This window comes from Variovorax brevis (genome assembly GCF_030317105.1).
Classification (GTDB): Bacteria; Pseudomonadota; Gammaproteobacteria; order Burkholderiales; family Burkholderiaceae_C; genus Variovorax; species Variovorax brevis.
This window is the reverse complement of the sequence record NZ_JASZYG010000003.1, coordinates 45,119-68,661: the sequence shown is the minus strand read 5'-3', so window position 1 is coordinate 68,661 and position 23,543 is coordinate 45,119. Positions and strand designations below refer to the sequence as shown.

Annotated in this window: 20 protein-coding genes; 18 read left to right on the top strand and 2 right to left on the bottom strand. The window is 62.8% G+C overall.

The window, feature by feature from the left end; translation table 11 throughout:
* Positions 1-118: 118 nt before the first annotated feature.
* Positions 119-736, bottom strand: coding sequence for a DUF2652 domain-containing protein (locus tag QTI66_RS09125; RefSeq protein ID WP_286559150.1), 618 nt, complete (start codon positions 734-736; stop codon positions 119-121).
* Positions 737-852: 116 nt separating this feature from the next.
* Between QTI66_RS09125 and QTI66_RS09120 the strand changes: the two genes are divergently transcribed.
* From QTI66_RS09120 to QTI66_RS09055, 14 genes are all read left to right on the top strand, one after another.
* Positions 853-2,361, top strand: a complete 1,509-nt coding sequence (locus QTI66_RS09120) for an alpha/beta fold hydrolase (RefSeq protein ID WP_286559149.1) — start codon at positions 853-855, stop codon at positions 2,359-2,361.
* A 221-nt stretch (positions 2,362-2,582) separates the two neighbouring features.
* On the top strand, positions 2,583-2,900 hold the full coding sequence (locus QTI66_RS09115) for a hypothetical protein (protein ID WP_286559148.1): 318 nt from the start codon (positions 2,583-2,585) through the stop codon (positions 2,898-2,900).
* Positions 2,901-2,976: 76 nt separating this feature from the next.
* The gene (locus QTI66_RS09110; RefSeq protein ID WP_286559146.1) at positions 2,977-3,465 is read left to right on the top strand and encodes a GAF domain-containing protein; all 489 of its coding nucleotides are present in this window, start codon (positions 2,977-2,979) and stop codon (positions 3,463-3,465) included.
* A gap of 203 nt (positions 3,466-3,668) precedes the next feature.
* Positions 3,669-4,352, top strand: coding sequence for a GNAT family N-acetyltransferase (locus tag QTI66_RS09105; protein ID WP_286559144.1), 684 nt, complete (start codon positions 3,669-3,671; stop codon positions 4,350-4,352).
* A gap of 252 nt (positions 4,353-4,604) precedes the next feature.
* A complete protein-coding gene (locus QTI66_RS09100) occupies positions 4,605-5,729 on the top strand; it encodes a sensor histidine kinase (protein ID WP_286559143.1) in 1,125 nt (374 codons plus the stop codon).
* 159 nt (positions 5,730-5,888) lie between these two features.
* On the top strand, positions 5,889-6,224 hold the full coding sequence (locus QTI66_RS09095; RefSeq protein WP_286559141.1) for a collagen-like protein: 336 nt from the start codon (positions 5,889-5,891) through the stop codon (positions 6,222-6,224).
* A 109-nt stretch (positions 6,225-6,333) separates the two neighbouring features.
* Positions 6,334-6,948 (top strand): GNAT family N-acetyltransferase, encoded by a 615-nt coding sequence (locus tag QTI66_RS09090; RefSeq protein WP_286559140.1) that lies wholly within the window; start codon positions 6,334-6,336, stop codon positions 6,946-6,948.
* Positions 6,949-7,201: 253 nt separating this feature from the next.
* Positions 7,202-8,677, top strand: coding sequence for a glutamate decarboxylase (gene gad, locus QTI66_RS09085; protein ID WP_286559139.1), 1,476 nt, complete (start codon positions 7,202-7,204; stop codon positions 8,675-8,677).
* 18 nt (positions 8,678-8,695) lie between these two features.
* Positions 8,696-10,396 carry an aspartate:alanine exchanger family transporter gene (locus QTI66_RS09080; protein ID WP_286559138.1) on the top strand — a complete coding sequence of 567 codons (1,701 nt, stop codon included), beginning with the start codon at positions 8,696-8,698 and terminating at the stop codon, positions 10,394-10,396.
* Positions 10,397-10,545: 149 nt separating this feature from the next.
* On the top strand, positions 10,546-12,225 hold the full coding sequence (locus tag QTI66_RS09075) for an acyl-CoA synthetase (protein WP_444814974.1): 1,680 nt from the start codon (positions 10,546-10,548) through the stop codon (positions 12,223-12,225).
* Positions 12,226-12,232: 7 nt separating this feature from the next.
* Positions 12,233-14,026 carry an acyl-CoA dehydrogenase family protein gene (locus QTI66_RS09070; protein WP_286559137.1) on the top strand — a complete coding sequence of 598 codons (1,794 nt, stop codon included), beginning with the start codon at positions 12,233-12,235 and terminating at the stop codon, positions 14,024-14,026.
* Between the two features lie 188 nt (positions 14,027-14,214).
* A complete protein-coding gene (locus QTI66_RS09065; RefSeq protein WP_286559936.1) occupies positions 14,215-14,772 on the top strand; it encodes a DUF1003 domain-containing protein in 558 nt (185 codons plus the stop codon).
* 19 nt (positions 14,773-14,791) lie between these two features.
* Positions 14,792-15,520, top strand: coding sequence for a sensor histidine kinase (locus QTI66_RS09060; protein WP_286559935.1), 729 nt, complete (start codon positions 14,792-14,794; stop codon positions 15,518-15,520).
* A 70-nt stretch (positions 15,521-15,590) separates the two neighbouring features.
* The gene (locus QTI66_RS09055) at positions 15,591-16,703 is read left to right on the top strand and encodes a cyanophycinase (RefSeq protein ID WP_286559136.1); all 1,113 of its coding nucleotides are present in this window, start codon (positions 15,591-15,593) and stop codon (positions 16,701-16,703) included.
* Between the two features lie 143 nt (positions 16,704-16,846).
* On the opposite strand, the gene QTI66_RS09050 is transcribed toward QTI66_RS09055, so the two are convergent.
* A complete protein-coding gene (locus QTI66_RS09050) occupies positions 16,847-18,421 on the bottom strand; it encodes a glycosyltransferase family 39 protein (RefSeq protein WP_286559134.1) in 1,575 nt (524 codons plus the stop codon).
* Positions 18,422-18,687: 266 nt separating this feature from the next.
* On the opposite strand from QTI66_RS09050, the gene QTI66_RS09045 reads away from it, so the two are divergent.
* From QTI66_RS09045 to QTI66_RS09030, 4 genes are all read left to right on the top strand, one after another.
* A complete protein-coding gene (locus tag QTI66_RS09045) occupies positions 18,688-19,872 on the top strand; it encodes an acetyl-CoA C-acyltransferase family protein (protein WP_286559132.1) in 1,185 nt (394 codons plus the stop codon).
* 308 nt (positions 19,873-20,180) lie between these two features.
* Positions 20,181-21,551: an MFS transporter gene (locus QTI66_RS09040; RefSeq protein WP_286559130.1), complete on the top strand. Its 1,371-nt coding sequence runs from the start codon at positions 20,181-20,183 to the stop codon at positions 21,549-21,551.
* A 169-nt stretch (positions 21,552-21,720) separates the two neighbouring features.
* Positions 21,721-22,194 carry a MaoC family dehydratase gene (locus tag QTI66_RS09035; protein ID WP_286559128.1) on the top strand — a complete coding sequence of 158 codons (474 nt, stop codon included), beginning with the start codon at positions 21,721-21,723 and terminating at the stop codon, positions 22,192-22,194.
* Positions 22,195-22,340: 146 nt separating this feature from the next.
* On the top strand, positions 22,341-23,525 hold the full coding sequence (locus tag QTI66_RS09030) for an acetyl-CoA C-acyltransferase (protein WP_286559127.1): 1,185 nt from the start codon (positions 22,341-22,343) through the stop codon (positions 23,523-23,525).
* Positions 23,526-23,543 lie beyond the last annotated feature (18 nt).

Sequence of the window (23,543 nt, the reverse complement as noted above, 5' to 3'; positions counted from 1 at the left end):
GCAGTACTCACGCACTCGGCTCACGTTGCGCCCGGCAGGATCGATCACAAGATACGAGTGAAGCGTCGCTCGGGCCCACGTCCGACTACACGCGTGGCGAAGCGCTTTCACGCAGGGGTCAGGGGACAGTGGCCTTCGCCTCGGCCAGATACGGCGCCATCGAATGGTGCCGATACGCCACCTCCCCGATCTCGTCGTAGCTGCAATTTCCGCACTCGAACGACGCGGCCGTCGTGGTGCCGTCGGCCAGTTGGTTCAGCGTCTCCTCGCTCACCAGCAGGTACTCGGACTCGGGCACCTGATTCTTCAACAGCCGGTGCGCGACGATGATGCTCTTGCCGATGAATTTCGAATGACCCTTGACCTGCATGGTCCTGGCCGGCCCGAAATGCGCGACGAACTTGAGCGAAAGGCAATGGACGGTGGAGCAGGCGCCGCATGTGCAGGTGCGCAGGATCTCGATCCGCTTGATGTGCGAATGGAAGTCCACGAACATCTTCCGTGCCTGCGCCAAAAGCTCTTCCAGCGACGGCGGCGCGCCGGGACGAACGAACAGCACCGCATCGCCTTCGAACTCGGAAACTTCCAGTCCGAGCTGGTTGGCGTCCACGATCAACTCGAGCAACTCCTGGATGATGTGCTGGCTATGGCTCACTTCGGTCTCGGTCACGAACTTCGTGAAACCGCTGATGTCCGGAATGAAGAAAAGCACGTCGTCGGGATGTGTTGTCGCCACGGCTCGCTCCAGGGATTTGCGTCAGCGCATTCAATCACGCGCGCCCGTGCAGATCCGGCACAGCCCCGACAAGACCCCGAAGGCAACCTGGTCTGGCGATACCGAGCCGGGCGAGGATGGCTCGCCGGGCGCCCTCCATCGGCGTAATATGGCCTCTCGACACCGTCAACGCAGATGCCATGAACGACGACCATGCAGCGACCGCAAGGATGAGTGGGGGCGAGCCTTCGATGAAGCGTCGGCTTGCCGCAATCCTTGCAGCCGACATCGCCGGCTACAGCCGGTTGATGGGCGAAGACGAAGAAGCAACGGTCGAGGCGCTGAAGGGCCATCAGTCCGTTGTGCTCCCATTGGTGAACCGCTACGGCGGCCACGTCATCGATACGGCCGGTGACGGGATCCTGGCCGAGTTTCCGAGCGTCATCAACGCGACCGAATGTGCCGTCGAGATTCAGACCGTGATGGCGATCCGGAATGAAAGTGTGCCCGCGCATCGACGCATGCTCTTTCGGATGGGCATCAACCTGGGTGACGTGATCCACGACGAGTCGCGCATCTACGGCGACGGCATCAATGTGGCCGCCCGACTCGAAGGCATTGCAGAGCCCGGCGGCATCTGCATTTCGCGCCAGGTCTTTGACCAGGTGAATCGAACGCTGAAGGCCAATTTCGAATCACTCGGCCCGCGTACCCTGAAAAACATCGTCCACCAGGTGGACGTCTTTGCGATCGCGCCGGCGCAGCGCAGCCATGCACCCGGAGTGACTGCCCCCAGCGCGGTTGAACTGAAACAGGAGATCCACTTCTGCAGTGCGCCCGATGGCGTTCAACTCGCCTACTCGACGATCGGGCAGGGACCGCCATTGTTCAAGACCGGCAACTGGATGACGCACCTCGAATTCGACCTGGAGAGCCCCATCTGGCGACATCTCTATCGCGAACTGGCGAAAGACCATCGCCTGGCCCGCTACGACGCCCGTGGCAACGGGCTGTCGGATCGCGTGGTCGACGAGATTTCGTTCGAGGCCCTTGTCGGCGATCTGGAGACCGTGGTCGACGCCATCGGAAACGAGCGCTTCGCTCTGTTGGGTGTCTCCCAGGGCTGTGCCATTGCGATCGCCTATGCGGTTCGACATCCGCAGCGCGTGTCGCATCTCATCCTCTACGGTGGTTTTGCGCTGGGCTGGAAAAAGCGCACCCGCACCGCGGCGCAGTGCGAAGAAGATGACGCCCTGCTGACGCTCATGCGCGTGGGCTGGGGCAAGGAGAATGCCGCCTTCCGCCAACTCTTCACTTCGCAGTTCATCCCTGACGCCACGAAGGAACAGGCCGACTGGTTCAACGAGCTGGAACGCATCACGGTATCGGGGGACACCGCTGCGCGCATATTCGAGACGGCCGGCAACATCGACGTCACCGCGCTGTTGCCGCAGGTGCGCGTACCGACGCTGGTGATGCACGCGCGCGGTGACGCCCGCGTCCCCTTCGAAGCCGGCCGCCGCATGGCAGCCGGCATCCCCGGTGCGCGCTTCCAGGCGCTGGATGGGCGCAACCACCTGTTCTTCGAGGCCGAACCGGCCTTCAACCAGTTTCTTGAGAACACGCGATCGTTCCTGGCAGGCTAGCCTCAACGGATCGCCCCCTGCGCATTGGGCTGCAGCGAGGCAGATGAGCGAACTTTTGGTGGACAACGGCCTGCGATTTGCATTGTGGTTTACCAGAGTCACTGCCAACTATTCACGCTTGTGACGAGTGGCTCCGCAGCATGTCGCCCTTGCCAACTAGACTGCCTGAAGGCGGAGCTTGCAAGCAACCATTGCGCGTCGCAGCAGTGGCATGGGCCGGCTTGACGAGCTACTCGCATATCAACCACTTTCCCTTCGCCAGCTTCATGACACAAGACCTGCACGTGATCGTCGATGAACCCATTCCCGGGCACTTCTATTGGTTGATCGTTCATCTGGGCCGCGAGGGCATGTCGAACTACGTGGTCGACTATGCGCGAGGCCCCTTGCCAACGCGCGAGTCTGCGAGACAGACCGCAAGGGAAGCGCTGGCCGGACACCAAAGGACCGGTAGCCCATGGACGGACGTGCCATCGGGCAGTGCGCTTGGATGGAACGTCGACACCGTTCCCGGAACGCTTCATCACGATTCGAATTGAAAGCAGGGCATGCGTCCGGCTCGCCATGCGCTGACTTCGCATCGAGGCAGGGCAGGTGAGTGACTTCGAGGCCGCAATGGGACGGCTGCTTCTCGCGACGCCCGAAAAGTGCGATCCGCTTCTCGATCCCACGCTCAGCCAGATGTTGCGACTGGTTCGCGAGCATCTCCAGATGGATGTTGTCTTCGTCACGCAGTATGTCGACGAACGCAACGTGTTTGTGCGCGTTGAGGCAGATGCCGGCATCCGTGCACTGGAGGGCACTGCGCAGCCACGTGCGGAAAGCTTCTGCCAAAGAATCCTGGACGGTCGCCTGCCGCGTGTCATGCCTGACGTGCCGGCGCTCCATGCCACGCACGATGTACCGGTGACCTCCATTCCCATCGGCTCCTACATGGCGGCGCCCGTCCAGCTGCAGGACGGCACGCTTTTCGGCACTTTGTGCTGCTTCAGCTTCGAGCGTCGCCCTGAACTGGGCGAGCGCGAGTTCAAGCGGCTGGAAATGTCTGCAAAGCTCGCAGCACACTTGGTGGACACAGCGCGCGGGCTCGCATTGCACCCATGAGGCACCACCGCAGGTATTGAGGAACTTGGGCTTGATCCGGCAGACTGCGCAACGCATTCGATGCGGCCAGTCGCGGCTGTGGCAGGATGGATGCGGGAAACAGCCGTTCGCCTGCTTTTTCCCGGGACTGGTTTCGTCGAGTTCGACCGCCGGGCTGAAAGCGGCTGGAAGTCAGCCCCTGTGCCAAATACAGAGTCCCGCTCATGCCAATGCATCTTCTCGACAACATTCCCTGGCACAGCCTCACAGGACCACACGCAAGGTATTCGCTTGGCACCGGCGGAGCCCGACGGTACGCACCAGGCTTCTCTCCAATCATTGCCTTCGCGAACCCTGCTTCGCCCGACTTTGCTGCCCTGGAACAGTTCTGTGCACCTGGCGAACACTTCTATTGCGGCGGGTTGTCCGGTAGCGTTCCCTCCGGATGGCAAATCGATGCCGGCACGACGGCGAACCAAATGCTTTGGGACGCCGCCGTGATCCCCGCGGACGATGGCGCATTGCTTGCCGTCCGGTTGGGGCCGAGCCATGTGCCGCAAATTCTTGAGTTGGTCGCCGTGACCCAGCCTGGGCCTTTCGCCGAGAGAACCATCGAACTCGGCGAATACCTTGGCGTATTCGAGGCCGGGAGACTGGTTGCAATGGCCGGCGAACGCATGGCCGCACGTGGCCTGCGGGAGATCAGCGGGGTTTGTACGCACCCGGACTTTCAGGGTCGAGGCCTCGCGCGTCGCCTCGTCGAGAAGCTCATTCGTCTTGAACTGGCGCGCGGCGAGACTCCATTTCTCCATGTCATGCAAGACAACAGCCATGCCCGCCGCATCTATGAACGCATGGGGTTTCGCCACCATCAGGAAGTGGCGCTTCAGATCGTCTCGCGTCAGTAGTGGCACCTGCCACTGCAGGTCAAGTTCCGGGGTACGCCGTCGAGCATCGCGCAAGGTGCCGAAGTCAGCTTTCAGCCGCAAAGGGTCTTGAAGCGAAGTTGTCAATTGCCTGTGGCACCGCGCTTATGTGCGACACCGCACAGACAATTGTTGCTTCTGCGCGAAGAATGCGACGTTGAAGCAATCCGCCCTTGAAGCAAGAGCGGGCTGCATTCGTCAACGAACCGGCCAACGCCAGGAGGCCAACAAAGCATGCGTAACTTTCTCTCCGAACATCGGGAGGAACTCGTTGCACGGTGCAAGTCAAAGGTTGCGCAGCGGCCCCGGCGCGCCGTCACTGAGCAACAGTTGGCAAGCGGCATTCCGTTGTTCCTCGACCAACTGATCAGGACCCTTGCAGCGGAAGAGGCTGACAAGCCCGCGGACAGCATCAAGATCTCAGGGCCTTCAGGCGGGGACTCGCTGGCCTTGTCAGAGATGGGGCTGGGCGCTGCTGCCCATGGCAGGGCGCTGTTGAAGCTGGGCTATACGGTGGACCAGGTCGTTCACGACTATGGCGACCTTTGCCAGGCGATCACGGACCTGGCTTTTGAACGCGAGGCCCCGTTTGCGATCGGCGAATTCCGAACATTGAACCGTTGCCTGGACAATGCCATTGCAGACGCCGTCAGTGCGTTCAGTTTTCATCGCGACACGCAAATTGCGCGTCAGCAGAGCCTTGATGCCAATGAGCGTTTCGGATTCCTTGTTCATGAACTGCGAAACGCGTTGGGTACGGCAACCCTCGCAATTCACGCCCTCGAACTGGGCAACATGACGGTGAGCGGCGCCACCGGGGCAGTCCTGAAACGCAGCCTGACAGCGCTGGGCGCCTTGATCACCCGGGCGCTCGCCGAGGTGCACAGTGGCCTGCCCGAGCAGCGGCAAACATTCTCCGTCGTGGCGTTCATCAAGGACTCGGAAACCACGGCGCAACTCGTTGCGCGCGCCGCAGGTTGCGTCCTGGAGGTTGCGCCTGTCAATCCGCTGCTGGCCATCCGTGGAAATCGCGACCTGCTGCTTGCTGCATTGGCAAACCTTTTGCAGAACGCCTTCAAGTTCACGCACGCCAACACCGATGTCACCTTGAAGGTCCATGAGATCGACGAACACGTCCTTATCGACGTCGAAGATCACTGCGGAGGGCTGCCGCCGGGGAGCGCCACCAAGATGTTCGCGCCCTTCAGCCAGCACAGTCATGACAAGTCGGGCCTGGGTCTGGGCCTTGCCATTGCGCGCAAGAGCATCGAGGCCGACTTCGGCACGTTGACTGTGCTGGACGTGCCGGGAACCGGTTGCATTTTCACCATCCGGTTGCCGCGCCACTCGCTCGAGTGACTCAGGCCTGCGCCACGCTTTCCCGAAGTTGATGGGGATGCCACTTCTGTTCGCTGGCGAACACGCGCTATGCGCGACACCGAACAGACGGGATGCACGCAACATCCGAAAGTGCGCTACGCGTCCACCGGACTGCGTTCCCAAACCAAAGGAATCCTCATGAAATACGTAATGCCTTCAGCTCTTCTCGTTGCGATGTTCGCATTGGGCGCGTGCACCGGACCCATGGGTCCCCAGGGAAATCAGGGCAACACGGGTAGCACCGGCTACACGGGTGCCAAGGGCGCAACCGGAAACACTGGCAATACAGGCAACACCGGCAACACCGGTGCGCAGGGTGACACGGGGGATCAAGGCCGGGCCGGCATGACGGGCGCGAGCGGCGACACCGGTGCGCCAGGCGCAGCTGGCAGCCGCGGCAGTACAGGTGCCACGGGCGCCAAGGGCAACACTGGCTCCGGCGGAGACACCGTTGTCGTCGTTCCCGCCCGGTGATGAGACATTGACCTGCGCAAGTGCGTTGCATCCACATCGATCGACCTGCTGGTCAGAACGATTAGTCATGCGCCCCTGTCGCATTGACACCCGCTTCAAAGGAAACACCGTGATCAGCGCAACAACATCCCCCGGCCCGGTTGCCAGCAAAGCAACCCGGGCTGCCAACGACCTTTCCAACGAATCATGGACCGAGATGCTGCGTGGCGGCGATCGCGTGCTGATCCGGCCCATCAACACCAACGACGTCGAGATGGCACGAAAGTTCATCGAGGCCTTGTCGCCGCAATCACGGCGCTTCCGGTTTCTGGAAACCCTGAACTCGCCCAGCGAGGAGCTTCTTGAAAAGCTCACTGCGATCAACCCGTTGACGGACATGGCGTATGTGGCCGTGGTCGGCGAGGGCACGCAGCAGCGCGAGGTGGGCGTCGCCCGGTTCAGCGCGCAGGCGGACGGCCATGATTGCGAGTTCGCCGTGGTCGTCAGCGACGCGTGGCAAGAAAAAGGCCTTGGAACGCTCTTGATGCAACACCTGATCGAAGCCGCAAGAAGGCTCGGCATCGAGAAGATGCATTCGAGCGATCTGGAAGACAACAACCTGATGCGCAAGTTCGCGCAACACTTGCACCTGGATCACAAGCGCGACCCGGACGACATCACGCAGGTCTTGTACACCGTCGATCTGCGATCGCACCCAGTCCAGCATCCCGTCAACGCGGTTTGAGTCGAAGCTGCCCTGCCAACTGCTCGAGCGACTTCGCTGCACCCTGCTTCCGATCAAGATCGACAACGAAGTCACATCGACAAGCTGGAGGCACCGGCGAGCGACAGGAAACCAGCGGCACGAGCCTCAGGCGCTCAGCGCCCTGGGGGCTGGAATTGGACCCATGCGCAATGTTCGCCAGCGCACGGAGCGAATGACCAGGCCGGCGCACACTGATCTCACCGACCGCATTCAAACCAGAACGGACACTGCCGTGGCATTGCATCAAACCATCGAAGCACGCGATCAGTCCATCGAGGACGTATACACCAGCGGCGCTTCAGAGCGGCGCTTGCCCAAGTACCGCCTGCCCGATCACTCGACCGCGGCCGCGGCCGCCTACAACCTTGTTCGTGACGAGTTGCTGCTCGACGGCAATTCGCGGCAAAACCTGGCGACCTTCTGCACGACCTGGGTGGAGCCCGAGGTGCAGAAGCTCATGGCCGAGGCGCTTGACAAGAACATGATCGACAAGGACGAGTACCCGCAAACGGCCGAGCTGGAAAACCGTTGCGTGCACATCATTGCCGACCTCTGGCATGCCCCCAAGTCGTGGGACACGCTGGGCTGCTCGACAACGGGGTCCAGCGAGGCTGCAATGCTCGGCGGCCTGGCGCTCAAGTGGCGGTGGAAGAAGCTTCGCGAAGCCGCCGGGCTGCCCACCGACAAGCCAAATTTCGTTTGCGGGCCGGTGCAGATCTGCTGGAAGAAGTTCGCACGCTACTTCGATGTCGAGATCCGCGAAGTGCCATTGCGCGGCAACGCGCTCGGGCTGGAGCCGGCCGACCTGAGGCAATACTGCGACGAAAACACGATCGGCGTGGTCGCAACGCTGGGAGTCACATTCACCGGCATCTATGAGCCTGTCGCCGCGCTCGCCCAGGCACTCGACGAAATGGAACGCGATCTCGGACTCGACATTCCGATCCACGTCGATGCGGCGAGCGGCGGCTTCGTGGCACCGTTCATCCAGCAGGAGATCGAATGGGACTTCTGCATCGAACGCGTCAAGTCCATCAACGCATCGGGCCACAAGTACGGATTGGCGCCGCTCGGCGTGGGCTGGGTGATCTGGCGCTCGAAGGCCGATCTTCCGCAAGAGCTGATCTTCTACGTGGACTATCTGGGCGGCAACATGGCGACGTTCGCGCTGAACTTCAGTCGTCCCGGGGGCGAAATCATCGCGCAGTACTACAACTTCCTTCGACTTGGACGCGACGGTTACCGGCGCATCCAGCAGGCCTGCGTCGACACCGGAAAGTGGCTTGCGCAGGCGATTGCCAAGATGGAGTCGTTCGACCTGGTGTACGACGGAGAGGGCGGGCTGCCCGCGGTCTGCTATCGGCTCAGGGAGGGCGTGGAGCATGGCTTCACGCTCTATGATCTTTCCGAACGCGTGCGCATCCGGGGATGGCAGATCGCGTCCTATCCCTTGCCGTCAGACCGCCAACACGTGGTGGTGCAGCGCGTCCTGATTCGCCATGGCGTCAGCCGTGACCTGATTGCGCTGCTGCTTGAAGACCTGCGGCGCGGCGTCGACTATCTGAAGGCCAACCCGGTGCGTCATTCGAGCGCAGGCCCGACCTTCAGCCATGGCGCCACGGGCGACGCGCAAGCCGATGGCATTCCCCTGGCGCCGGTGCTCTTGCCGATCGGCGATGCGGTGCCGCGCGCACTGCCGGTTCACTGAGCTTTTGCGTGGCGCCCGATGGTCGAATTCCTGGCCTTTCTCAAAGCGAACCCGTTCATCCTGCTGTTCCTCGTGGTCGGCCTGTCGGTCTGGACGGGCCGATGGACCGTGAAAGGCTATGGCCTCGGTCCCGTCGCATCGGCCATCGTCATCGGCTGTGCGATCGCGACATGGGGCGCAGCCTACGGGCAGCATTTCGAACTGGACAGTTTCACCAAGAGTCTCTTCTACTACCTCTTCATGTATGGCGTCGGCTTGCGCGTGGGGCCGTCCTTCATCAACAGCCTCAGCGGCGATGGCCTGAAGTTCACTTTCCTGGCCATCCTGTCGTCATTCCTGGGCCTGGGCATCGTCGTGATCGGAGCGCGCTTGCTTGACTTGCCTGTAGGCGCCGCGGGCGGCATCCTTGCGGGCTCCCAGACCATGTCGGCGGCGATCGGATCAGCCGAACAGGCGATCACCTCCGGCGTCGTTGCGGTGCCGGCCGGCTCCTCGCAGGCCGCAGCGACCGCGATGATTGCGCTTTCGTACGGCATCACCTACATCTGGGGCACGGTCGGCATCATCCTGATCTGCAAGTATCTTCCGCGCTGGTGGCACGTGGATGCGCGCGAGGCGGCGCACACCTATGAGCAGGCGCACGGCGTGCCGAACCTGGATGACGCCGGTTTGAGCGGCTACCGGCCATTCGACCTGCGCGCCTACCGGCTCGACAATCCGGAGTTCTTCGGCAAGACCATCGCGCAGTTTCGCGAACGCTTCGCTCAATACCAGATCGAGAACATCGAGCGCGGCAAGCAACTTCTCGGTGCGGATCCAACGCTGATGCTCCAGCGCGGAGACGTGATCGCATTGGGCGGCAGCCTCGCGGCACTGACCGACCACATGGGTTTGATCGGGCCGGAGATGCCGGATGCACGCGCATTGAACATCCCGCTCGACCAGGCTGAGATCGTGGTCACCCATCGCAGTGCGATCGGGCGTGTGCTCAGGGAATTCAGTTCATCGGCAATCGCCGGCCAGGTTCAGCTGACCGGCATCGACCGCGGCGGTGCGCCGCTGCCCGTTGGTCTGGAAACCCGCCTGCAGCGTTTCGACGTCTTGCATCTGGTCGGCCTGCGCAGCGCGATCGACAAGGCCGTGGCGATCCTGGGCAAGGCCGCGCGACCCAGTACCGCGACGGACCTGCTCACCCTGTCGCTCGGCATGATCCTGGGCTTCCTGATCGGACTCATCCAGGTGCCTGCGTTCGGCGCATCGGTCGGGCTGGGCAACGCGGGCGGCCTGCTGGTATCGGGCATCATCGTGTCGTCTCTGGTGTCGCGCGTGCGCTTCTTCGGCAACACGCCCAACGCCGCGCGCAACATCCTGGAGGACATGGGCCTGATATTTTTCGTGGCCATCGTCGGCGTCAATGCGGGAGCAAACCTGCTGTCGCAGCTGAGCGGCGGCGTAGCCCTCAAGATTTTCCTGCTGGGATTCGTGGCCTGCACGATTCCGCCCTTCATCGTCTGGGCCGTTGGCTTTCACGTGTTCAAGATCAACCCGGCCATCCTCATGGGCGGCGTCGCCGGCGCACGTAGCCACTCGGGGCCGGCACGCGAGGCCGCGAAGGAGATTGGCAGTTCGGTGCCGTGGATCGGCTTTCCCGTGGCATATGCGGTGTCCGGAATCTTGCTCACCGTTTTTGGCTATTTCGCAATGGTGCTGGCGCACTAGCTGGATCAGACGGGCGGCATGGCTTCCGCGCAAGGCGCGGGTCGGCCTGTACGCTGACGCACCCATACCTGCCCATCGTGTGCCAGCGCACAGACCACCGGAGGTGATCAGCCTATCCTGGCTGCAGGGCCACGCGAGCGGCGCCGTACGTGCGGAGCCGCAGCCAGCAAAGACCCGGAGATGACCTGACAACGAATCACCCCTACCAATTCGGCCTGGACAAGAACGAGGCCAACTTCGTGGCCTTGTCGCCCTTGAGTTTCATCGAGCGATCAGCCAGCGTCTACCCTGAGCGCGTCGCGTTGATCTATGGCGCGCGACGGCAAACCTGGCGCGACACGTATGCACGTTGTCGGCGTCTGGCCAGCGCGCTGGTGCAGCGTGGCATTGGAGCCGGCGACACCGTGGCGGTGATGCTGCCCAACGTGCCGGCGATGTTCGAGGCCCACTTCGGCGTGCCCATGACGGGCGCCGTGCTCAACACGCTCAACACACGGCTCGATGCCGAGGCGATCGCCTTCATGCTCCAGCATGGCGAGGCCAGGGTGCTGCTCACTGACCGCGAGTTCGCCGGCGTGATCGAGCAAGCTCTCGCAATGGTTGGCGACAGGCGGCCGTTCGTGATCGAGGTCGACGATGAGAACGCCCCGGCCGGCAAGAGTCTCGGCGATGTTTCGTACGAGTCCTTCCTTTCGCATGGCGACCCGGACTTTCGCTGGAAGCTGCCGTCCGACGAGTGGAATGCCATCGCCTTGAACTACACCTCCGGCACCACCGGCAATCCCAAGGGAGTCGTGACGCATCACCGTGGCGCCTATCTCAATGCGGTGTCAAACGTCGTGACCTGGGAGATGCCGCGCCACCCCGTCTATCTCTGGACGCTGCCAATGTTCCATTGCAACGGCTGGTGTTTCCCGTGGACCCTGGCGTTGCAGTCCGGCGCCAGCGTCTGCCTGCGCAAGTTCGAGCCCGCTGTGGTCTTCGACCTGATCCGCGAGCACAAGGTCACGCACCTGTGTGGCGCGCCCATTGTCTACGGCATGCTGATCAATGCGCCGCAAGCGCAGCGCGCCGGGATCGGTCACGCTGTCAAGGGACTGATCGCGGGGTCGGCGCCGCCCGCCGCCATCATCGAAGGCTGCGAGCAGATGGGGATCGCCATCACTCACGTCTACGGGCTGACCGAGGTCTACGGCCCGGCGGCGGTATGCGCCCAGCAAGTGGAGTGGGCTGCGCTGCCGGTTGGCGAACGCGCCCGCCTCAACGCGCGCCAGGGCGTGGCCTATCCGATGCAGGAGGCGATTGCCGTGCTCACCCCCGACACGATGGAGCCAGTGCCGGCCGACGGCGAGACCATCGGCGAGATCTTCTTTCGCGGCAACCTCGTGATGAAGGGCTACCTGAAGAACGCGCAGGCAACCGAGGAGGCGTTTGCGGGCGGCTGGTTCCACACCGGCGACCTGGGCGTGACGCAGTCCGACGGCTACGTCAAGATCAAGGATCGCAGCAAGGACGTGATCATCTCCGGCGGCGAGAACATTTCGAGCGTCGAGGTCGAGGAGGTGCTGTACCGCCATGCCTCGGTGCTCGCCGCCGCCGTCGTGGCCAAGCCGGATGAAAAGTGGGGCGAGGTGGCCGCGGCCTTCGTCGAACTGCGCGAGGGCGCAACGGTGACGGAGGCAGAGATCATCGCGCATTGCCGTTCGGAGATGGCGCGATTCAAGGTTCCCAAGCAGGTCATCTTCGGTGTGTTGCCCAAGACCTCCACTGGCAAGATCCAGAAGTTCGTGTTGCGCGAGCAACTGCATTCGACCGCTGCCATCGAATGAGCACGCCATGAACTTCTATTCGCCCCCGATTCATGAAATGCTCTTTGCCATGAAAGAGCACGGCGGCCTGGACGCGGTGCTCGCCCAGGTTGGCAACGAGGAAGTCACCGGCGACCTGGTCGAGGCAATCCTTGAGGAAGCGTCGCGATTTGCGAGCGACGTGCTGGCGCCCATCAATGCCCAAGGCGACACCCAGGGCTGCCAATGGAACAACGGCGTCGTGACCACCGCTGACGGCTTCAGGCACGCTTACACCGGCTTTTGCGAGAGCGGATGGAACGGCATGCCCTCCGGCACCGAATTCGGCGGGCAAGGCATGCCTACGCTGGTGTCGACGGCGGTGCTCGAGATGTGGAAGGCGTCGAACATGGCGTTCTCGCTGTGCCAGATGCTCACGCTCGGCGCCGTGGAGGCCATCACGCACCACGGCAGCGAGGAACTGAGGCAGCGCTACCTGCCCGCGATGATCGAAGGGCGCTGGACGGGCACCATGAACATCACCGAGCCGCAGGCCGGTTCCGACCTCGCAGCCATTCGCACCAAGGCGATTCCGGATGGAGACCACTACCGCATCAGCGGCACGAAGATCTTCATCACCTGGGGCGAGCACGACATGGCCGAGAACATCATCCACCTGGTGCTGGCGCGCCTGCCCGATGCACCGCCGGGCGTGAAGGGCATCTCGTTGTTCGTCTGCCCCAAGTTCCTCGTGAATGCCGACGGGTCGCTCGGTGAGCGCAACGACCTCGTGTGCGCCTCGATCGAACACAAGATCGGCATCCACGGCAGTGCCACGGCCGTCATGTCGTTCGGCGAGGGTCCGGGCGCGATCGGCTGGCTTGTCGGCGAGCCGAACAAGGGACTCGCGTGCATGTTCACGATGATGAACCACGCGCGGCTGAACGTGGGCCTCGAAGGCGTGGCCATCTCCGACCGCGCCTACCAGAAGGCCCGCCAGTTCGCGCTCGACCGCGTGCAGGGCAAGACGCTGGGACGCGACGGCGCTGCCAGCGCGACCATCATCGGCCACCCGGACGTGCGCCGCATGCTGATGGACATGAAGTCGCGCGTCGAGGCGATGCGCGCGCTGGCCTACTACACGGCCGGCCAGATGGACCGTGCCCACGGCCACGAAGACCCTGCGGTGCGGCAGGAGGCACAGACGCTCGTCGATCTGCTGATCCCCATCGTCAAGGGCTGGTGCACCGACAATGCGCTGGGCATCACGTCGGACGGCGTGCAGATCCACGGCGGCATGGGATTCATTGAAGAGACCGGCGCCTCGCAGCACATGCGCGATGCGCGCATCACCACCATCTACGAAGGTACGACGGGCATCCAGGCCAACGACCTGATCGGGCGCAAACTGACGCGCGATGGCGGCGCGGCGATGAAGGAGCTGATCGCGATGATGCAAGCCGACGTCGAATCGCTTCGTGCGCCAGGTGCAGCCAATGACGCGACGCTCGCGGGCCTCGCGCAGGCGGTCGGCGACGGGCTGCGTGCCCTCACCGAAGCCAGCGACTGGCTGCTGGCCGCATCACCGCGCGACGCCGCGGCTGGGGCAGTGCCGTATCTGCGGCTTTGCGGCACGGTGATGGCCGGCTGGCTGATGGCGCGGGCAGCGCAAACCGCAACCCGGCGCCTGGCGCTCGGCGACGCGGATGCCGATTTCCTGAATGCCAAGCGGATCACGGCGCACCACTATGCACTGCACGTTCTCACCGGGGCCACCGCGCTTCGCGATGCGGTGCTGCACGGGTCGCCCACCACGCTGGGTTTGACCGACGCCCAGTTCTAGCCAGCCGAACGATCGGGACAGCATTTCAGGACATGGCGGGGTCTGTACGGTAACGCACAGACTTGTGGCCAAAGGCAGCACACAGTGTTCAATTGCTGCGCTACTGCCTGATGTGATGCGCTGGCGTGCCCAACGCCTGTTGCATTCATACGGGCAGTCGCAGCGGCTCATGGAAATGTGGGAACGATATGCGTGGCGCCGCCGAAATTGCATCCAGGCTTCTGGGCACGTCCTATGACGACCTGGACGAACGCGCAAAGAGAGTCGCGCAGCACGTCGCCGAGCGAACCCACGTGGCGCGCAACCTCGCACGCGATCTCGACACGCGGCAGACAGCCGGTCAGCGCGCCGCAGATGCGGTCGCGTCCTTCGGGGGCTCCTGGGGCTTCGTCGGCCTCTTCGCCGCCACCATGCTGTTGTGGGTCGTGCTCAACGCCGTCCTGCTCGCGCAGCGCGGGACCACCTTCGATCCCTATCCGTACATCCTCCTCAATCTGTTCCTGTCGATGCTGGCGGCCATTCAGGCGCCGATCATCCTGATGTCTCAAAACCGTCAATCTGAAAAGGACCGCATCACCGCGGAGCACGACTACGAGGTGAACCTCAAGGCCGAACTGGAGATCATGCTGCTGCACGAAAAGTTGGACCAGCTGCGCGAAACCCAGTGGAAGGAGTTGCTGGAAATGCAGAGCCGGCAGTTGAAGCTGTTGACCGGGCTTGTCAATGACAAGGCCCTCTTGCCTTGAAAACAGGACCTTCGACGTGATGACCATCGACGAGACTGACCGTGCACGCAAGCTCTTCCTGAGTGTGATCGCGCACGACCTGCGCGATGCGATCTTCATGATTGAAAACTGCGTACAGCAGCAATTGCGCGCTCGCCCCGAAGGCGTACTCGAGGCCAACATCACGCTGCGCGCCACGGCCCGTTTGAAGGCGCTGGTGGGGGACTTGCTGGAGGCGACCATTCGCCGCCCTGATGCTGCCGCTTTGTCGATCCAGCCCTCATCCATCCAGCTCGACCGTTTCGTCCGGGACACCCTGGATGAGTTCGTCGCCCTCAACCCTGGACGCATCATCGAGCTGGAATCGGCGGGGAACCTGCAAGGTACGTGGGATGCGCGTCGATTGCATCAGGTCATTTCGAACGTCGTCTTCAACGCGCTGAAACACGGAGCGCCCGAAACGCAGGTGCGCGTGACTCTGGACGGCAATCGCCCTGACGAAGTGGAGATTGCCGTCCACAACTTCGGAAACCCGATTCCCCGGGAACGCCTTTCGAGACTCTTCGATCCCTTCATCGAAGGGCGGGCGCAGGACCTGGCTTCGCACCCGATGGGCGCGAACATCGGGTTTGGGCTGTACGTGGCGCGTGCCATCGTCGCAGCGCATTCGGGGACGATCGGGGTGACCTCATCCGATGCGGATGGCGTGCTGTTCTCCATTCGTCTTCCTCGCCACTGCGCAGCCGCCGCGTCGAGGGCCACGCCATGAAACCAGACAGGTCGTTTTTTTGTTTCACCTGCACGGTTGCCGAGCCCACGAGGGTACGGTAGGGTGTGCGATGCAAATTCATTCCCGACACGCCAGGCCTGGATGGGCTCAACATCTGTTGGTGCTGGTTGCCGCAGCATTTGTTTTTGTCTCCCCTGCGCATGCCGCGGGCAATGACAAGAAAAGTGGCAACGCGCCCACCCACAGCAACAGCGACTTCGACTACTACCTGACGGGCAATGCGGCCGATCAGAAACTGCGTGCGCCCAACAGTCAAATGACGGTGTTGATGGGTGGCGGGCTCGACGTCGATCAGGCCTTTGTGGACATGATCCGCAAGGCCAGGAGTCGCGACGATGACAAGGTCGATGTCGTCGTCATTCGCGCTTCCGGGGAGGATGGCTACAACGACTACCTTTTCGCAATGGAAGGTGTCGATTCGGTCGAGACCCTCGTGATCAGGAAACGCGGCGCTGCCAACGATCCCGAGGTCATTCGCATCATCGAAGGGGCGGACGTGCTGTTCATCGCCGGTGGTGACCAGTGGACCTACATCGACCAGTGGAACGACACTGCGCTGGAGCGCACGATCAAATCCGTGCTCCTTGCGAACAATGTGCCCATCGGGGGAACCAGCGCAGGCCTGGCTGTCCTGGGCGCCGTTGATTTTTCCGCGCAACACGACACGATCACCTCACCCGAAGCACTCGCCAATCCCTACGACCGGAGGCTCACGCTTGACAGCACTTTCCTCGAGACGGTTCCCAAACTCCGGAACACCATTGCCGATGCCCATCTGGTCAGTCGCGACCGCATGGGCCGGCTCGTGACTTTCCTGGCAAGGATGGTGAAAGACGGGATCTCATGGCGCAATGCGCATGCCATCGGTGTGGACGAGGGAACCGCTGTCGTGATCGATGGTGGCGTAGCCACAGTGCGCTCCAATGATGGCGGAACGGGCGCAGCGTATTTCCTGAAGTTCCCCCAAGACCCCGTCGATACCCTCGTTGTCAAACGCAAGACACCACTCGAAGTCTCGTCGATCCACGTGGACAAGCTCACGGAGGTGCCAGGGGCCCGGTTTCAGATGGACCATTGGCTGCTGACAGGTGGCACCAACTACTCACTGTTTGTACAAGCTGGCGTGCTGTATGGAGGACCAGCAAACAACTATCCGTACTGAGAACCCCCTCATCGGGCAACCCGCATTGGTCGTGATGCGATGGCTGCGCTCGGGACCTGTGCGGATCTCCCTCAACTCTCAAACGAGAAGCGCTGGAATCGCTTCGTTTCATTGAAAAACGTCAGTCCGCAGGTCTTGCGTCCTCACTTGTCTGCAGTCCCATCGGGGAAGAGGAGTGCTACGCCGATCTCATATGTCGACACGTTTTGATGGAGAGAAATCTTCGGCTGCAGTACTGCCTCCGGAAACTGTGCAACAAGGCCCGGCGGAATGCCGACGCCCACTTCCCGCGCATCCCAGACAAGCACCGCGCCGGACTCCTTCAGCTTTTCGGGCGTCACCCAGGGGTTGCCCCGGTAGCCGCAGTGCGCGAACAGGACGGATGGGCGATCGGCAGAATAGAAAGCCGCATTGCCTGCATGCCAGGTATCGCCGATCACATATCTCAGATGCTTCCCCGTTTGCGCGCTCCATCGGCTTGTCACTTCGGAGGCCAGTTGCTGGCCGGGAAATTGCGTCCTGCCTTCGTCGCCCACAATCGTTGGCCGGTATAGCTGTATCAGCGCGAATGACGCTGCGGGAAGCAGCAGGACGACGAGCCACGCGCGCCCGAACCAACGCAGTCTTTCGGGGGTCAAGACGGGTCTGATCGTCGTGGCGGCGAACAGGCCCGCAAAGCACACGAGCGGTGCGGCCCACATGACCCGCGGCAGTCGTTGCGTGACGACTGACAAGCCGATGGAGAAAGCCATCGGTCCCAGAGCCAGCACGGCCAGATAGGCCTGGTTGAATCTGCGCAGATCCGACTGCTCCCGAGGCTCGGCGCTTCTCCAACGAAAGAGCATGGCGGTCAAGGCCAGCATTGGAATGAAAGCAGCAAGCTGCGCCTTGGCGAATGGCAGAAGCCGGGCAAGATACTCTGCGCTTGCCCCTACCGCCGGTGCACGGCCGCCAACGTAGATGATGGAGATGAAGTCACTCCGGAGAATCCAGTGCATGTGCGGCAGAAACACGAGAAATGCGGTCAGCAGCATGAGCCAGGGCCCCGGCTGGGCGAGGCGCCGTCGAGCCAGCGGGTGAAGCAGCACGAAAACGACCACGGGAGCGATATAGGCTCCCATCGAGTAGCGCGACCATAGCCCCAGGCCCGCAAACAATCCGCTCAGGCACCAGTCGACAAGCCGATTGGCAGTGAGCGCACGATGAAGCAACCAGCCAAAAATGGCAGCAAACGGCATCTGCAGGACGATGTCGTTGAACTCCGGCGTGGGGTAGTTGAAGTAGAAAATTCCTTCCAGCAACAGCACGCCGACCAGCGCCTCCCGATTGCTTGTCACGCGTCGCCCCAGATGCCACGTCGCCAGGAATACGGTGCCGACACAAAGCTGCGCGGCCAGATAGGCGGGCCAGAGTCCCTTGCCGGACCATGCAGTGATCGCTTCGGTGATCCAGGGCCAAAGCGGTGGATCCTTTTCGTACCCCAGTTGCCATTCATGGCCCCACGCCAGGGCCTCGACCATGTCGAGCGAGGCGTTTTTCAGGAACAAGGTCGGCAGCAGTGTCCAGAGAAGCACATGGCTGAGCGTGGCAATGGCAAAGACTTGACCCGCGGACAGGTTCTGGACTGCAGTGAGCCGCTTTTGCAGCGTGCTGAAAAAAGTTGCCAGCGACTGCCGGACGAAGCGGCGAAGTACAGCAGGAGTTGAGGCGTTGTCCACGCTGGATTCTGGCCTTTTTGCGTCGAACTCCTGGCATTTCCATCCAGTCGAGCCGCAGGCGCTGACGCGCATCGGTCACTGAACGAGCAGCCAAGTACGCCGCGCAGCCGGCCGCCAGGCGCGGTCATGTCGAATCAGTTCCAGTCCGGCGGCGCCGACGGGTCTGTGCGCCAACGCACATATTCGTTGTGTCGGTGCACTGGCGCACCGACAAGTGCGGCTTGGGGGCCTACAAGTGGCGAACACCAACCTGAAAGAGAAGCAAAATGACTCAACGAGATGTTGTGATTCTGGGCGCCGCCCGTTCTGCGATCGGCACTTTCGGCGGCGCGCTGGCCGACATGGAGCCCGCGGAACTGGCCGGAACCGTGATGAAGGAAGCCATCACGCGGTCGGGCGTCGATCCGCTGGCCATCAACTACGTGACCGTCGGCAACACCATTCCCACTGACAGCCGATTTGCCTACGTCGCAAGGGTCGCGGCGATTCAGGCCGGGCTGGCGCAGGATTCCGTCGCGATGTCTGTCAATCGCCTGTGCTCGTCGGGCCTTCAAGGCATTGTGACCACCGCGCAGAACATTCTTCTCGGCGACTGCGACTACGGCATCGGAGGCGGCGTTGAAGTGATGAGCCGTGGCGGCTACATGTCGCCTGCCATGCGCCATGGTGCGCGAATGGGCGACACCAGGATGATCGACATGATGGTCGCCACCCTGACCGATCCTTTCGGCGTGGGCCACATGGGGATCACCGCCGAAAACCTGGTGGCCAAATGGGGCATCAGTCGCCAGGAGCAGGACGCCCTGGCCGTCGAATCGCATCGACGCGCCGCGGCCGCCATTGCCGGGGGGCGCTTCAAGTCGCAGATCGTCCCCATCGTCACGAAGACCCGAAAAGGCGAGGTCACCTTCGATACGGACGAGCACGTCAAGGCGACGACTTCCATGGAGACTTTGGCGAAGATGAAGCCGGCCTTCAAGAAAGATGGCTCGGTGACCGCAGGGAACGCGTCGGGCATCAACGACGGCGCCGCATTCTTCGTGCTGGCCGATGCAAGCGTGGCGGCAGCGAACGGCCACAAGCCGATGGCCCGGTTGGTGTCCTATGCGGTGGCAGGTGTTCCGAACGAGCTCATGGGCGAAGGACCGATCCCGGCGACCCGACTGGCCTTGAGGAAGTGTGGCATGTCGATCGACCAGATGGACGTGATCGAAAGCAACGAGGCCTTTGCCGCGCAAGCCATTGCGGTGTCGCGCGCGCTGGAACTTGACCCGGTGAAAGTCAACCCGAACGGTGGCGCCATTGCCCTGGGCCATCCCATCGGCTGCTCCGGTGCGTTCCTCGCGACCAAGGCCGTCTACGAGCTGCACCGCGCTGGAGGCCGTTATGCGCTCGTGACGATGTGCATTGGCGGTGGCCAGGGCATTGCAGCGATATTCGAACGTCTCTAGTCACCTGCGAGAAAAACGCAGGCAGGTCATCTCGCTCATGTGGGTATGCGCGGTAGGCGACACCGGGGGATGGCGCGCTGCCGGCGCTGCATTGTGCCGGCCCTCCCTGCGCGAACTCCGGGGGTGGGTACGCCAACGCACAGACCGGTGGGTGCAATCGTAATACCTTGAAATCGGCGAGACGCTGGATGCGCCCCATCGGCACATCCCGTCACCGCCCAAGCGCCGCCCTTCACACGGCAGGCCGCGAGCGCAGGCACAAAAGCCGGTTCAACGTCACGGCGCTGCGAGGATTTCTGGAGTCCACCATGCATCGCATCGACGTTCACAAACTGGCCGACGAGGCCAAGTTCAATCGCTTTCACGGACTGGTTCTTGCCTGGTGTGTGCTGATCATCATCATCGACGGCTATGACCTGGCCGTTGCGGGCATCGCACTTCCCAGCATCATGAAGGCCATGAATGTCGAGGCCTCCACGGCCGGCTTCATGGCGAGTTCTGCCTTGTTCGGGATGATGTTCGGTGCGATCTTCCTGGGCACCCTGTCAGACAGGATAGGGCGCCGCTGGACCATTTCGATCTGCGTCTTCCTGTTCAGCGTGTTTACCGCGGCCGCCGGGTTAACCAGCGACCCGGTCACCTTCAGCGTGATGCGCTTCATTGCGGGCCTCGGCATCGGCGGTGTGCTGCCAAACATCGTCGCGCAGATGACCGAATACTCGCCCAAGACGATCCGCAGCCGCATGGTGACGATCATGTTTTCAGGCTATGCGGTCGGGGGCATCCTCGCCGCTCTCATCGGCAAGCAATTCATCGAGACGTACGGCTGGCAGTCGGTGTTCCTTGCGGCCGGTGCACCGGTGCTGCTGATCCCATTCATCATGAAGATGATGCCGGAATCATTGCCGTTCCTGATCAAGCACCGCGATGACACGCATCTGCGAGATGTCGTCAGCCGGCTGGTGCCGGACCTGCGAATGGAGGCCCATGAGGAGTTCCTGGTACCGGTCGAAGACAGGGCAGCTGGTGCACCGGTCGCCAGGCTGTTCCAGGACGGTCGCGGTTTCAGCACCATCATGTTCTGGGTCGCGTTCTTCATGGGACTGTTCATGGTCTATTCCCTCAGCTCGTGGTTGACCAAGCTGATGGCGATGGCCGGCTACAGCCTGGGTTCGGCCCTGACCTTCGTCCTGGTGCTCAACGTCGGCGCGATCGTGGGTGCCGTCTCGGGTGGCTGGCTGGCCGACAAATTCAACATCAAGTACGTGTTGGTGGTCATGTACGCGCTGGGCGCTGTCTTCCTGTGCATGATGACCATCAAGACCTCGCAGGAAGTGCTGTACCTGATCGTCGGCCTGGTGGGCGCATGCACCACGGGCGCCCAACTCGTGGCCTATGCCTATTGCGGACAGTTCTATCCCATGGCGATCCGCTCGACGGGCATCGGCATGGCCTCGGGGATCGGGCGCGCGGGCGCCATCATGGCGCCGCTGCTGATCGGCCTCCTTGTCTCGCTGAAGTTGCCACTGGAGCAGAACTTCTTCGCGATCGCGACGGCGGGTGCGCTTGGCGCCATTGCGCTTGCGTTCATCAACCATCGGATGTCCGCGTCGACCCATCACCATGACGCCACGCGCGAGGTGATCCCGCCCGTTCTGCAAGAGGCCGCAGTCGTTTGAAACGAAGCAAATGACGCCTTGCACTTATTGCCTCATGCGGACGCGCTGCGCAGCACGGTGCTGCACGGCGCAACCACGGCACCGGGTCTGAGCGACGCCCAGGTCCGGGCGCTTCGAACAACCCTGCGCCGGCGACCGCCTCCGGCCCATGAACCAACCGGTGAGATACATGAATGAAATGAATGGCCACGACGTCGAGGACTTGCGGGTGGGGATGTGTTCGACCTTCTCCAAGACGATCACCGAGGCCGACATCGTGCTGTTCGCCGCCGTGTCGGGTGACAACAACGCCATGCATGTGAACGAGGAGTTCGCCGCGACGACGCGCTTCGGCGGCCGCATCGCCCACGGCTTCCTGACAGCCAGCGTGATCTCCGCCGCGGTTGCCAACCGTCTGCCCGGGCCGGGCACGATCTACCTCAGCCAGCAGCTCAACTTTCGCGCGCCCGTGCGCATTGGTGAAACCGTTCACGCCAGGGTGAGCGTCAGCGCGATCGATCTGGAGCGCCGCCGCGTGACGCTCGACACCGTATGCCTCGTCGGCGATACGGTGGTCATCGACGGTCATGCCCTGGTGATGACGACATCGTCGGCGAAGCGCCAGCGTGCTGTGGCAATGGCGGCAGCTCTGCAGCCAGTCTGATTCAGGACGCCTTTTCAACGGGTTCACGTCGTGGAGAACGACATGCTCGACGGCAAAGTCATTCGCCTGCACTGCGCGATCCGCCTGCCTCCGGGGAGCGGAGGTCGTCGTGCAGCCCCAATACAAACCATTGAAGGAGACCCCGCATGCCTGAATCCATCGTCATCGTCGGTGCTGCCCGCACGCCCATGGGCGGCTTCCAGGGCGACTTTTCTTCCCTTTCCGCGCACGACCTTGGCGGCGCGGCGATCAAGGCCGCGGTCGAGCGCGCCGGCATTGCGCCTGATTCGGTCGGCGAAGTGCTGTTCGGCAACTGCCTGATGGCAGGCCAGGGCCAGGCGCCCGCACGCCAGGCCGCCTACAAGGGCGGACTGCCCGACAGCGCCGGCGCCGTGACGCTCAGCAAGATGTGCGGCTCGGCCATGAAGGCCGCGATGCTGGCGCACGACCTGCTGCTGGCCGGCACGCACGACGTCATGGTCGCGGGCGGCATGGAAAGCATGACCAATGCGCCCTACCTCATGCTCAAGGGCCGCGGCGGCTACCGCATGGGCCACGACCGCATCTTCGACCACATGATGCTCGACGGCCTGGAAGACGCCTACCAGCCCGGCCGCTCGATGGGCACCTTCGGCGAAGACTGCGCCGCCAAGTACAAGTTCACGCGCGAGCAGCAGGATGCGTTTGCCGTGGCCAGCGTCGAGCGCGCCAAGCACGCGACCGCCGACGGCTTGTTCAAGGCCGAGATCACGCCCGTGACGGTGAAGGGCCGTGGCGGCGACACCATCGTTGCCATCGACGAAGGCCCGGGCAAGATCAAGCTCGACAAGATCCCGACGCTCAAGCCCGCGTTCAAGAAAGATGGCGGCACCATCACCGCGGCCTCCAGCTCGTCGATCGCTGACGGCGCCGCGGCGCTCGTCATGACCACCGCATCGCACGCGAAGAAGATCGGTGCCAAGCCGCTCGCGCGCCTGGTCGGCCACGCCACGCACGCACAGCAGCCCGAGTGGTTCTCCACAGCGCCCGTCGGTGCCGTGCAGAAGCTTTTTGCGAAGACCGGCTGGAGCGTGAAAGACGTCGACCTGTGGGAGGTGAACGAAGCCTTCGCGGTGGTGCCGATGGCGCTCATGAAAGAGATGGGTGTGTCGCACGACATCGTCAACGTGCATGGCGGTGCCTGCGCGCTGGGCCACCCGATCGGCGCGAGCGGCGCCCGCATCATGGTCGCGCTGATCCACGCGTTGCAATCGCGTGGTGGAAAGCGCGGCGTCGCCACACTGTGCATCGGTGGTGGCGAAGCCACGGCGGTCGCCATCGAGCTGATCTGAGCCACGCTGCATTGACCT

Excerpts from the sequence above, each read along its gene's own strand:
- QTI66_RS09060 (WP_286559935.1), top strand. The coding sequence starts at position 14,792 with ATGACCATCGACGAGACTGACCGTGCACGCAAGCTCTTCCTGAGTGTG.
- QTI66_RS09120 (WP_286559149.1), top strand. The coding sequence starts at position 853 with ATGGCTCGCCGGGCGCCCTCCATCGGCGTAATATGGCCTCTCGACACC.
- QTI66_RS09070 (WP_286559137.1), top strand. The coding sequence starts at position 12,233 with ATGAACTTCTATTCGCCCCCGATTCATGAAATGCTCTTTGCCATGAAA.
- QTI66_RS09105 (WP_286559144.1), top strand. The coding sequence starts at position 3,669 with ATGCCAATGCATCTTCTCGACAACATTCCCTGGCACAGCCTCACAGGA.
- QTI66_RS09035 (WP_286559128.1), top strand. The coding sequence starts at position 21,721 with ATGAATGAAATGAATGGCCACGACGTCGAGGACTTGCGGGTGGGGATG.
- QTI66_RS09095 (WP_286559141.1), top strand. The coding sequence starts at position 5,889 with ATGAAATACGTAATGCCTTCAGCTCTTCTCGTTGCGATGTTCGCATTG.
- QTI66_RS09080 (WP_286559138.1), top strand. The coding sequence starts at position 8,696 with ATGGTCGAATTCCTGGCCTTTCTCAAAGCGAACCCGTTCATCCTGCTG.
- QTI66_RS09030 (WP_286559127.1), top strand. The coding sequence starts at position 22,341 with ATGCCTGAATCCATCGTCATCGTCGGTGCTGCCCGCACGCCCATGGGC.
- QTI66_RS09055 (WP_286559136.1), top strand. The coding sequence starts at position 15,591 with ATGCAAATTCATTCCCGACACGCCAGGCCTGGATGGGCTCAACATCTG.
- QTI66_RS09040 (WP_286559130.1), top strand. The coding sequence starts at position 20,181 with ATGCATCGCATCGACGTTCACAAACTGGCCGACGAGGCCAAGTTCAAT.
- QTI66_RS09065 (WP_286559936.1), top strand. The coding sequence starts at position 14,215 with ATGCGTGGCGCCGCCGAAATTGCATCCAGGCTTCTGGGCACGTCCTAT.
- QTI66_RS09110 (WP_286559146.1), top strand. The coding sequence starts at position 2,977 with ATGGGACGGCTGCTTCTCGCGACGCCCGAAAAGTGCGATCCGCTTCTC.
- QTI66_RS09045 (WP_286559132.1), top strand. The coding sequence starts at position 18,688 with ATGACTCAACGAGATGTTGTGATTCTGGGCGCCGCCCGTTCTGCGATC.
- QTI66_RS09100 (WP_286559143.1), top strand. The coding sequence starts at position 4,605 with ATGCGTAACTTTCTCTCCGAACATCGGGAGGAACTCGTTGCACGGTGC.